Here is a 10,643-nt window from a genome sequence, read left to right on the forward strand (position 1 = left end):
CGGTGTTTCGGGTGTTGCAGGTGTTGCAACGACTCCGCCGCAGAGGGAGAACCGCCCGGTTCGGCCTGCAACACCTGCCGCAACACCCGGTGTTGCACGGTGTTGCAGCGAGTCGGAACGCCCCTGCAGTGGCTGAAAACCGAGCCGCTGCCCGCTGTGGCGAGGCTTGCAACACCGCGCAACACCGGCCGCAACACCCGGTGTTGCAGGCCATTCGGGGGTGTCTTCCCTCTGTGGAAGGCCTGCCGCAACACCTGCAACACCAGCAACACCGCCAGAACAGGCAAACCGAGATGCAGGCCGGACACCAGACCAAGAAGGGGGGCGCGTGATGGGTGCCATGAGCCGCACCAAGGGCCAGACCGGCGAGCGGGAAGCCGCCGCCCTGATCCGCGACCTGACCGGCTGGGACGTGCGCCGCAGGGTCCGGCAACACGACGGGGATTCCGACCTAGAAGGCGTGCCGGGCTGGTCGGTCGAGATCAAGCGCCATGCCAGCGCCAGCCGCGGCGACATCGCGGCATGGTGGGCGCAGGCAGTCGCCCAGGCCCGCCCGGCTGGTCTGCTGCCCGTGCTGCTGTACCGCCGCGACCGCGACCAGTGGCGCGCCGTGTGGCCGGTAGGCGTTCACCTGGCACTGCAGGAGCGCGACTACTGGACCGGCTACGAATGGACCGTGGAGGGCACGCCGGACGCATGGGCCGCCGTGGCCCGCGAGATCAACACAACGAGGGGGAACCCATGATCGAAGCACTCATCACCGGCAAGCTGCACCAGCGAGCCGAGGAACGCACCAGCAAGGGCGGGCGCCCGTTCGTCACCGCGAAGGTGCGCGCCGCTGTCGGCGAGGCCGAAGGCGTGTTCGTCAACGTCGTGGCGTTCTCGGAATCGGCCGGCGCTGCCCTGCTGGCGCTGGATGCCGGCGACTCGCTGGCCCTGGCCGGCACGCTCAAGCCAAGCGCCTGGATCGACCGCGAGGGCAACCCCCGCCCGGGTCTGGACCTCGTGGCCGCCCAGGTGCTGACGCTGTACGGGCTGAAGCGCCGCCGCGCTGCTGCTGCTGGTGAACCCGAGCCGCAGGAGCGCCCCGCGCAGGCCCGCCAAGGCAACCAGCAGCCCCACCAGCAGCGCCAGCACGACCCCGAGGACTTCGGGCCGCAGGACTGGCCGGAAAACTGATTTCCGCAGGCCCTGCCTTTTATGGACGAAAAGTATTCGGCGACCCCATGACAAGCCCCACCAACACCCCGCAGCACCTGCGCCACGACAAGGACGGCACGCGAGCCGTGCAGGCACCGCCAGACGCCGCCCAGGCGCACGCCAGCATCACCGAGGCACTGCGCGACCCGTTCGCCTTCGCTGTGGCGCTGCTGGGTGCCTGTGGCGCGCGGAGCCAGTACGGCAACCTGCAGAAACCTGCAGTGCAGGCACCGCCGACCACCGACACCAGCCCGGCACCGCGCAAGCCCCACCAGCACAAGCCCCGCACGGCCGAAGAGATCCTTCGACCACGGGACGCGCTGGGCGGAGGCATGGGCCCGCTGTCCAATCGGTCGAAGCGCGACGCATGAGCCGACCCGCCGACCAGAACGAACACCTACACCCGCTGGTGGTGTCCGGGTTGATGCGCGAGCTGCTGGCCGATCTTCTGGACGATGCCGCCCAGCTGCTGCGCCGTGGCCCTGCCGCTGACGCTCAGGCGCTGGCGCTGCACCTGGCCACGCTGGAAGGGCCGCACCGGGCCGCCTGGCTGAAGATGGCGCCGCTGGCGTGCCGGTTTGCCGTCAGGCCCGCTGCACGGCGCATGGTGGCGACACTGACCAGACCGGCACCGCTCCAGAAAACTCCAGTCCCGCAAGTCCCGCCAGTCGGCGAAGTGGTCCCGAAAACTCACGTTCGGAAATGGCCGTGAACCTGAGGAAACCTGAGTTCTGAACCACCCCGAGGCCCGGCACGTCCGGGCTTTGTCGTTCCTGGCTGAAACCGGGTTCTCGCTCTTCCTGGCTGAATCGACCCCCTCAAGGTATGGCGCCGGCCGAAAACTTGCCCCGAGTTACAGGATTCGGTGCCAGCGAGTTACAGGAACCAGCCTGAACCGAGCCGGGAAACATGACCCGAAACCGCCCGGTTCCTGATTAGCGATAATGCAAAGTTATCGCTAGTAACCGTGGTTTATCGGGGTCTGTCGGGGCAATGCGTGGCCTGTTCATGGGGTGCGCCATGTAACTCAAGAGGGCAGGGGACCGAGCCGGGAAAGGAAAGCGAGCGCACCGCCGGCACCCAGCCGGCAACGTCGGCGAGCTGGTCGAGTGCCTGGCTGAGTTTGTGCGCAGGCTGCTGGAAGTGCCGCGTTCAAACGGGTGTTCAAACGGCTGGCGCTGATCGTGCCCGGACCCTTCCCGGTTCGGCCTGGCCGGCTGTCCCCGCGACCGCTGGCCGGCTGTCCCATGGACACGGCAGAGAAGCCGGTGCCGACCATCTGGAGGACGTGCGCGAGATGGTCCGGGCCGGGGCTGTTTCCGGCCGATCAGGCAGAATCGGGGCGCTGCGGCGAGGCGTGGGGGCAGGTTTGGGGGCAGGTTCCAACGAGCGCCAGCGTGAAACCGTTTCAGATCAACCACTTACGCCGGCTGTTCGATTCGGATAGTCCACCACATCAGGCCCCGAGAGGCCACGACAGACAAGAAAAGCCCTAGAGAATCAACGCTCTAGGGCTTTTTTCATGCCCGAAGAGCCCCGAAAGTTGTCTCATCTGCCAACTTTGGTTGACAGATGCTCAATGTGTTGACTACAGTTGACACATGGTTGACATCCGCAAGACAGATGAGTTCGAGTCCTGGTTCAAGGGACTGCGTGACCGCATGGTGCGTGTGCGTGTTCAGGCTCGCATCGACCGCCTGGCCTGCGGCAACCCTGGACAACACCGGGTGCTCACGGGTGGCGTGTCCGAGATGAAGATCGACGTGGGGCCGGGATACCGGGTCTACTTTGTGCAGCGCGGATCGCTGCTGGTCATCCTGCTATGTGGCGGAGACAAGAGCACGCAGCAGCAGGACATTGAAGCCGCCCTGGCGATGGCTGGGCAACTGGAGTGACCCTCATGACCGTTCAGACCACCACATGGGATTCGTCCGAGTACCTCAAGACCGAAGAGGACGTTGCAGCGTACATGGCTGCCGTGATGGAAGAAGGCGGCGATGATCCCGCGTTCATCGTCCATGCGCTGGGCATCGTGGCCCGTGCCCGCAACATGTCCCAGCTTGCACGAGACACCGGCTTGACCCGCGAGGGGCTGTACAAGGCGTTGTCTGGTGAAGGCAACCCGAGCTTCGCCACGGTGCTCAAGGTCAGCCGGGCGATGGGGTTCAAGTGGACACTGCAGCAGGCATGACCGATATCGGTGAACAAACACCCTTGAACCGATGACCCTGAATTCCACGAATCCACCGCCGTCCTCAGCCGCAGGTGTGCGGATCGAGGGCCCTTCGTTTCCGCTGGCCGTGAAGGTGCTGGCCACGCTGTTCGTGGGGCTGCTGTGCGCACAGGGTTGGCAGCTGATCGACCGCCAGCCCTGGCGTGCGTTCGGCTGGCAAGCCGGGCTGTTCGTGCTGGCGGTGGGTGTCGTCATCGCCTCGGGTTACTGGGGCATCCTGACCAGCCGCACCAGCATCGACGACCGCTGCATCCGCCAGAGCTGGCTCTGGCCCAAGGAGGTCGCGCTGGCGGACATCACCCAGGTCAAGCTCCTGCAGGTGCCGCGGCTGTCCTGGCTGGTGGTGCCCCGGCTGGTGGTGCGTTCCGGCGCCATGCACCTGACCACCTTCCACGCGGCCGACGCCCAGGTGCTGGCGGCCCTGCGCCTGCTGGCCTATGGCGGCAAGGTCTGACATGGACGGCCCGGCGCTGCTGCCTGTTCCGCGTCGCCCCACCTGGCAGCGTGTGCTGTGGCTGCTGGCGGGGGGCACCAGCCTGTTGCTGGGCATTGCCGGCATCTTTCTGCCGCTGCTGCCCACCACGCCGTTCGTGCTGCTGGCGGCGACCTGTTTCTCGCGTGGCAGCACGCGCTGCGAAGCCTGGCTGCTCGGCCATCCCCAGTTCGGCCCCATGGTGCGCGACTGGCGCGCGCACCGCGCCGTGCCCCTGCGCGCCAAGCAACTGGCGCTGGTGATGATGACCATCGGCTCGGTCACGGCGGCGTTCACGCTGCCGCGCCTGCAATGGCTGCCCGCCGTGTGTTGCGCGGCCGTGGCGTGGTGGCTGTGGCACCTGCCGACCCGCGAGGCACTGCCGCCGCAGCCCCAGATGCAGCCTCAGGACGAAGGCGCCTCGTCGTCGGGGAACAGCGGCAAGGTCTGACGCATCGACGTCGGCGTCTCGGCTGGCGTGGCACTGGCGTCCTGCAGCGCTGATCGGCTGCCCGGTGTCGGGCGCGCACCGGCCTTCGACAGCCCGCCGACCCGCACCCCCAGCAGCCGCAGCCGCCGGCTCAGATCGACCCGCTTCAGGCACAGCCCGCCGGCCCGCCGGATCGCCTCGGCCTGCGCGGTGGGTGCGGGCAGCGTCAGGTCGCGTGTGACGATGCGGAAATCGTCGAAGCGCAGCTTGATGCCGATGGTGCGGCCGACGTAGCCCTTGCGCTGCAGGTCGCCGGCCACCTGCTCGCACAACCGGGTGAAGATCGCGCCGAGCGCGGCCTTGTCGTGGCGGGCGTGCAGGTCGCGCTCGAAGGTGGTTTCGCGGCTCATGGAGACCGGCTCGCTGTGCGTGACCACCGGTCGGTCGTCCAGCCCCTGCGCGGCCTGGTGCATCCACAGGCCGTGGTTGCACCCGAAGTGGGTGACGAGCCAGTCCGGCGCGCAGGCCGCGAGTTCGCCGATGGTGTGCACGCCCAGTTCGTCCAGCTTGGCCCCCGCTTTCGGGCCGATCCCGTTGATGCGGCGCACCGGCAGCGGCCAGATCCGTGTCGGCACATCGCCCGCCATCACCACCGTCAGCCCGTCCGGCTTGTCGAGGTCGCTGCAGATCTTGGCCAGCAGCTTGTTCGGCGCCAGCCCGATCGAGCACGACAGGCCGGTGGCGCGGCGCACGTTGTTCTTGATGTCCTGCGCAAGCGCCCGCGCGCCGCCCAGCGGGTCGTGGCCGACGGCGTCGCGCACGCGGGGCAGGTGGGTCAGTTCGATGTAGATCTCGTCGATGCCGCGGTCCTCGATGTCCGGCGCCATCTCCGCGACCGCCGCCTTGAAGGCCCGCGACAGGCGGCGGTATTCCTCGAAATCGGCCGGTAGCAGCACGGCTTGCGGCGCGAGTGCGGCGGCCTTCATCAGCCCCATGCCGGAGTGGATGCCGCGGGCGCGGGCCTCGTAGGTGGCGGTGGTGACGACGCCGCGGCCGGTGTAGTCGCCCAGGCGCGGCCAGTCGCCGGCGTACTCGGCCGCGCGGTGCCGGCTGCCGCCCACCACGACCATCTGCCCGCGCAGTTCCGGCCGGCGCAGCAACTCGACCGACGCGTAGAACGCATCCATGTCGAGGTGGGCCACGAGGCGGGGCAGCGGGGGAAGTACGCTCATCGCGCGAATTGTGCGGGCTGGCGCGAGGGCTCCGCAGTTTGTCGCAGACGCTGTCCGGCCGCGTCCCTAGAATGCGGCCATGATCTCTCGCGAACCCACCCTCGAACGACTGGCCATTGCGCGCCAGTTGCTGCTGGACCCGTTTGGCCTGACCGAGGCCAGCCTGACCCGGGCGCTCAACACCATCTCGGCGCACCGCGTCGACGATGCGGATCTGTACTTCCAGTACACCCGCAGCGAGGGCTGGAGCCTGGAGGAGGGCATCGTCAAGAGCGGCAGCTTCAGCATCGACCAGGGCGTCGGTGTGCGGGCCGTGGCGGGCGAGAAGACGGCATTTGCCTACTCGGACGATATCTCCGAAGCCGCATTGCTGGACGCCGCGCGCACCGTGCGCACCATCGCCGCCGCCGGCCAGAGCCGCCGCGTGAAGATCGACACCCCGCAGCAGGTCGCGGCCAGCCGCAGCCTCTACGCGGGCATGGACCCGATCGCCTCGCTCGACAGCGTGCAGAAGGTCGCGCTGCTGGAGCGGGTCGAGAAGATGGCGCGCGCCAAGGATCCGCGCGTCGTGCAGGTCATGGCCGGCATGGCGGGCGAGTACGACGTGGTGATGGTCGCACGCGCCGACGGGACGCTGGCCGCCGACGTGCGCCCGCTGGTGCGCGTGTCGATCACCGTGATCGCCGAGCAGAACGGGCGCCGCGAGGTGGGCTCGGCTGGTGGCGGCGGGCGCTTCGGTTTCGGCTACTTCACGGACGCCCTGTTGCAGACCTATGTCGACCAGGCGGTGCACGCCGCGCTGACGAACCTGGACAGCCGCCCGGCGCCGGCTGGCGAGATGACGGTGGTGCTCGGCTCGGGCTGGCCCGGCATCCTGCTGCACGAGGCGGTCGGCCACGGGCTGGAGGGCGACTTCAACCGCAAGGGATCGAGCACCTTCTCCGGCCGCATCGGCGAGCGTGTGGCGGCCAAGGGCGTGACCGTGCTGGACGACGGCACCATCGCCGATCGCCGTGGTTCGCTCAACATCGACGACGAAGGCCATGCCAGCCAGAAGAACGTGCTGATCGAGGACGGCATCCTCAAGGGCTACATTCAGGACGCGATGAACGCCCGCCTGATGAAGACCTCGCCCACCGGCAACGGCCGCCGCGAGAGCTACGCCCATGTGCCGATGCCGCGCATGACCAACACCTACATGCTGGCCGGCGACAAGACGCCCGAAGAGATCATCGCGTCGATCGACCGCGGTCTCTACGCCAGCAACTTCGGCGGCGGGCAGGTGGACATCACCAGCGGCAAGTTCGTGTTCTCGGCCAGCGAGGCCTACTGGGTCGAGAAGGGCAAGATCCTCTACCCGGTCAAGGGCGCGACGCTGATCGGCAATGGCCCGGACGCGATGAACCGCGTGTCGATGATCGGCAACGACCTGGCGCTCGACTCGGGCGTGGGCACCTGCGGCAAGGACGGGCAGAGCGTGCCGGTCGGTGTCGGTCAGCCCACACTGCGCATCGACGGCCTGACGGTTGGCGGAACGGCCTGAGCAACGGGCTTGACGCGGCCCCATCCAGCCCCCTACATTTGACGTCTATGCAGCGCTTCGCCGTGTTTTTTAGCTACTTTTGGTTCTCGCACCGCACCGGCGGCGGAGAGGCCAACGCGTAGCTGAACAAGCCCGCAAGCGCTCCCAGAAACCGCCGGATACCCGGCGGTTTTTTTTTGCCTGTTCCGATCCGAAGCCTCCGCATCCGCATCCGACGACGCCCCATCCCCAGGAGATCCTTTCATGAACGCCAAGAGCACCACCACCGCCCCCGAAGGCTGGCCCTCACCCGTGGACAAGACCTCTCAGACCGACGATGAAAGGATCCGCGACGTGACCCCGCTGCCCCCGCCCGAACACCTGATCCGCTTCTTCCCGATCCGCGGCACCGCGGTCGAGACGCTGGTGGCCGACACGCGGCAGAACATCCGCAACATCATGGGCGGCCAGGATGACCGTCTGCTGGTGGTCATCGGCCCGTGCTCGATCCACGATCCGGCCGCCGCCATCGACTACGCCCGTCGCCTGATGCCGCTGCGCGTGCAGTACAAGGACACGCTGGAAATCGTCATGCGCGTGTACTTCGAGAAACCGCGCACGACGGTCGGCTGGAAGGGCCTGATCAACGACCCCTACCTCGACGAGAGCTACCGCATCGACGAAGGCCTGCGCATCGCGCGCCAGCTGCTGCTGGAGATCAACCGCCTCGGGATGCCCGCGGGCAGCGAGTTCCTCGACGTGATCTCGCCGCAGTACATCGGCGACCTGATCGCCTGGGGCGCCATCGGTGCACGCACCACCGAGAGCCAGGTCCACCGCGAACTCGCGTCCGGCCTGTCCGCGCCGATCGGCTTCAAGAACGGCACCGACGGCAACATCCGCATCGCCACCGACGCCATCCAGGCCGCGGCCCGTTCGCACCACTTCCTGTCGGTGCACAAGAACGGCCAGGTCGCCATCGTCGAGACCGGCGGCAACAAGGACTGCCACGTCATCCTGCGCGGTGGCAAGACCACCAACTACGACGCCGACAGCGTCGCCTCCGCCTGCAAGGACCTGGAAGCCGCGAAGCTGCCCGCCTCGCTGATGGTCGACTGCAGCCACGCCAACAGCAGCAAGCAGCACGAGCGCCAGATCGTTGTCGCCCGCGACATCGCCGACCAGCTGGCCGGCGGCAGCCGCAGCGTGTTCGGCGTGATGGTGGAAAGCCACCTCAAGGCCGGCGCGCAGAAGTTCAGCGCCGGCAAGGACGACCCGTCGAAGCTCGAATACGGCCGCTCCATCACCGACGCCTGCATCGGCTGGGATGATTCAGAGCAAGTTCTGGCGATCCTCGACCGGGCGGTGAAGGCACGCCGCGGCTGAGCGCGCTAGGATGGAAGCGGTTGCGCGGCCCCTGTGCGGCCGCACCTTGGAGAATGCACCATGCACCACGAGATGACCGTTTCCTTCGGCCCGGACAGCGAGTTCCACATTGCGGTGGAGTCGTCGATGGGCGCCGACGACGCGCGGCGCTGGCTCGACGAGCAGTTCCTGGACTTTGACTGCGAGCCGCTGCGCGCCTCGGGCAAGGTGCTTGTGGCCGACAAGCTGCTGGCCATTGCCGACGCCGCGGGTGCGGAAGCGTTCGCGGCCGGGGATGCCTGGACACGGCGATTCGCCGAAGCGGCTGGCGCGGCCACGGCCCGCGCCACAGTCCACATCGACGTGGCCGGGCGGACGCTCAACTTCTGAGCGTTCCGCCCAAGCGCGTCATTCGGCGTTGCGCAGCAGGCGCTCGCTGCGCCAGTAGACGTCATCGCCGCCCAGGCCGTCCAGATTGGCGCGGTTCAGCACGCGTGCCAGCACGAAGAGCAGGTCCGACAGCCGGTTGAGATACTGGCGCGGCGCGGCGTTGACCGCGCTTGGATCCTGTGCGGTCAAGGTCACCACGGCGCGCTCGGCCCGGCGCGCGATCGTGCGGGCCACGTGGGCCAGCGCGGCGCTGCGGGTGCCAGCCGGCAGGATGAACTCCTCCAGGCGGGGCAGGGTGGCGTTGTGCGTTGCCAGGGCCTCGTCCAGCCGCAGCACGGCCTCGTCCTTGAGCAGCGTGTAGCCGGGGATGCACAGCTCGCCGCCCAGATTGAACAGTTCGTGCTGGATCACCACCAGCAGTTCGCGCACGTCGTCGGGCAGCGGCTCGGCCAGCAGCACGCCGAGTTGCGAGTTGAGTTCGTCCACGTCGCCCATCGCCGAGATGCGCAGGTGGTCCTTGGGCACGCGGGTGCCGTCGCCGAGGCCGGTGGTGCCGTCGTCGCCGGTGCGTGTGCTGATCTGAGTGAGTCGATGTCCCATGTCGACATCGTAGCGCCCCGACGCCATCGGCTGGCTGCAACCGGCACAATACCGCCACACTCGAACAGCCTGAACATGACCACAGTCCACGATCTGAACGACGCCGAAATCGGCGAACTCGACGACCTGCTCGCCGCCATCCCCCAGCCGCTCGACGCGCTGGACGTGGTGATGCTGGACGGTTACCTCTGCGGCGTGCTGGCGCAGCCGGTGGCCATCGACATCGCCGAGTGGCTGCCGCCGGCCTGCGACTGGAACCTGGGCGAAGGTGGTCAGGTGCTGACGCCCGACACCCCGGGATGGCATGGCGCCAAGCACGAGCGCCTGATGGCCCTGGCCCAGCGCCGCCATGACGCCATCCACCGCGCGATGGTCGAGGACGAATGGTTCGACCCCGTCGTCATGCAGCCGCTCGACGAGAACGATGAGCCGCTGACCGGCCGTGCCGAGATCGAAGGCGCCTTGGCCCCGTGGGTGACCGGTTTCGAGCACGCGCTGAACCACTTCCCCGCGCTGGAAGAGCTGGGCCACACCGACCTGTCCGACCTGCTGGCCTGCCTGCGCCGCCACCTGCCGGAGCAGACCGAGGACGAACAGGCCTACACCAAGGCACTCGATGAAGAGCAGCCGCTCAAGTCACTGGATGCCGCGATCGAGGACCTCGTCTCCACCGTCATCGATCTGGCGGCGATCGGCCGGACGGAGCGCCTGAGGGTGTCGACCGTGCGCCGCGGCATGCCCAAGGTGGGCCGCAACGAACCCTGCCCCTGCGGCAGTGGCCGCAAGTTCAAGCTCTGTCACGGGCGCGATCAAAGTTGACCCGGACGAAGCGACAAGCCCCGGGGTTCAGCCCGGGGTCGAGCGTTCAAGCCGTTCCGGCTTGTCAACCGACATGTATGGAAATACAGTTGCCGGATGGAAGCCGTGAAGACCCTCAAGCTGCGCATCAAGGACAAGCACGCTGGCGTGCTGTCTGCGATGGCGCGCGAGGTGAATCAGGTGTGGAACTACTGCAACGAGACGAGTTCGCGGGCGATCCGGGAGCGGCGCAAGTTCTTCAGCGGGTTCGACCTGCAGAGGCTCACGGCGGGGTACTCGAAATGCGAGGGCGTGCGGGTGGGCAGCGCGACGGTGCAGCTCGTCTGTGAGGAGTACGCCGCCCGGCGCAAGCAGTTCAAGAAGGCTCGACTGAACTGGCG

Annotated in this window: 14 protein-coding genes and 1 pseudogene; 13 read left to right on the forward strand and 2 right to left on the reverse strand. The window is 67.9% G+C overall.

The window, feature by feature from the left end; translation table 11 throughout:
• The first annotated feature begins 340 nt into the window (after positions 1 to 340).
• The 8 genes from AABN02_RS05075 (at position 341) to AABN02_RS05110 (ending at position 4,356) form a co-directional block, all read left to right on the forward strand.
• Positions 341 to 745, forward strand: a complete 405-nt coding sequence (locus AABN02_RS05075; RefSeq protein WP_338413828.1) for a hypothetical protein — start codon at positions 341 to 343, stop codon at positions 743 to 745.
• Entirely contained in the window at positions 742 to 1,179 is a 438-nt protein-coding gene (locus AABN02_RS05080; protein WP_338413829.1) for a single-stranded DNA-binding protein, read from the forward strand. The genes AABN02_RS05075 and AABN02_RS05080 overlap by 4 nt, the downstream gene beginning before the upstream one ends.
• 47 nt (positions 1,180 to 1,226) lie before the next feature.
• On the forward strand, positions 1,227 to 1,571 hold the full coding sequence (locus AABN02_RS05085) for a hypothetical protein (RefSeq protein ID WP_338413830.1): 345 nt from the start codon (positions 1,227 to 1,229) through the stop codon (positions 1,569 to 1,571).
• A complete protein-coding gene (locus tag AABN02_RS05090) occupies positions 1,568 to 1,912 on the forward strand; it encodes a hypothetical protein (RefSeq protein WP_338413831.1) in 345 nt (114 codons plus the stop codon). The genes AABN02_RS05085 and AABN02_RS05090 overlap by 4 nt, the downstream gene beginning before the upstream one ends.
• 889 nt (positions 1,913 to 2,801) lie before the next feature.
• Complete coding sequence (locus AABN02_RS05095) at positions 2,802 to 3,095, forward strand: type II toxin-antitoxin system RelE/ParE family toxin (RefSeq protein WP_338413832.1); 294 nt, start codon at positions 2,802 to 2,804, stop codon at positions 3,093 to 3,095.
• A gap of 5 nt (positions 3,096 to 3,100) precedes the next feature.
• On the forward strand, positions 3,101 to 3,391 hold the full coding sequence (locus AABN02_RS05100; protein ID WP_338413833.1) for an addiction module antidote protein: 291 nt from the start codon (positions 3,101 to 3,103) through the stop codon (positions 3,389 to 3,391).
• A gap of 31 nt (positions 3,392 to 3,422) precedes the next feature.
• A complete protein-coding gene (locus tag AABN02_RS05105) occupies positions 3,423 to 3,887 on the forward strand; it encodes a hypothetical protein (RefSeq protein ID WP_338413834.1) in 465 nt (154 codons plus the stop codon).
• Positions 3,871 to 4,356 carry a YbaN family protein gene (locus tag AABN02_RS05110; RefSeq protein ID WP_338413835.1) on the forward strand — a complete coding sequence of 162 codons (486 nt, stop codon included), beginning with the start codon at positions 3,871 to 3,873 and terminating at the stop codon, positions 4,354 to 4,356. The genes AABN02_RS05105 and AABN02_RS05110 overlap by 17 nt, the downstream gene beginning before the upstream one ends.
• Here AABN02_RS05110 and dinB read toward each other — a convergent pair.
• The gene (dinB, locus tag AABN02_RS05115; protein WP_338413836.1) at positions 4,311 to 5,567 is read right to left on the reverse strand and encodes a DNA polymerase IV; all 1,257 of its coding nucleotides are present in this window, start codon (positions 5,565 to 5,567) and stop codon (positions 4,311 to 4,313) included. The genes AABN02_RS05110 and dinB overlap by 46 nt on opposite strands.
• A gap of 79 nt (positions 5,568 to 5,646) precedes the next feature.
• Between dinB and tldD the strand changes: the two genes are divergently transcribed.
• The 3 genes from tldD (at position 5,647) to AABN02_RS05130 (ending at position 8,844) form a co-directional block, all read left to right on the forward strand.
• Positions 5,647 to 7,110, forward strand: a complete 1,464-nt coding sequence (tldD, locus tag AABN02_RS05120; protein ID WP_338413837.1) for a metalloprotease TldD — start codon at positions 5,647 to 5,649, stop codon at positions 7,108 to 7,110.
• Positions 7,111 to 7,353: 243 nt separating this feature from the next.
• Complete coding sequence (locus AABN02_RS05125; protein WP_338413838.1) at positions 7,354 to 8,475, forward strand: 3-deoxy-7-phosphoheptulonate synthase; 1,122 nt, start codon at positions 7,354 to 7,356, stop codon at positions 8,473 to 8,475.
• Between the two features lie 60 nt (positions 8,476 to 8,535).
• Positions 8,536 to 8,844, forward strand: coding sequence for a hypothetical protein (locus tag AABN02_RS05130; protein WP_338413839.1), 309 nt, complete (start codon positions 8,536 to 8,538; stop codon positions 8,842 to 8,844).
• An 18-nt stretch (positions 8,845 to 8,862) separates the two neighbouring features.
• Here the strand turns inward: AABN02_RS05130 and AABN02_RS05135 are convergent, their stop codons facing one another.
• On the reverse strand, positions 8,863 to 9,444 hold the full coding sequence (locus AABN02_RS05135) for a cob(I)yrinic acid a,c-diamide adenosyltransferase (protein ID WP_338413840.1): 582 nt from the start codon (positions 9,442 to 9,444) through the stop codon (positions 8,863 to 8,865).
• A gap of 75 nt (positions 9,445 to 9,519) precedes the next feature.
• Here AABN02_RS05135 and AABN02_RS05140 point away from each other — a divergent pair, with 75 nt between their 5' ends.
• Together AABN02_RS05140 and AABN02_RS05145 are read left to right on the forward strand one after the other, a co-directional pair.
• Positions 9,520 to 10,263 carry a UPF0149 family protein gene (locus tag AABN02_RS05140; RefSeq protein ID WP_338413841.1) on the forward strand — a complete coding sequence of 248 codons (744 nt, stop codon included), beginning with the start codon at positions 9,520 to 9,522 and terminating at the stop codon, positions 10,261 to 10,263.
• Between the two features lie 96 nt (positions 10,264 to 10,359).
• Positions 10,360 to 10,643, forward strand: a pseudogene (locus AABN02_RS05145) (transposase); the annotation flags it as partial.

Source organism: uncultured Sphaerotilus sp. (assembly GCF_963924895.1).
In the GTDB taxonomy this organism is placed as follows: Bacteria; Pseudomonadota; Gammaproteobacteria; order Burkholderiales; family Burkholderiaceae_C; genus Sphaerotilus.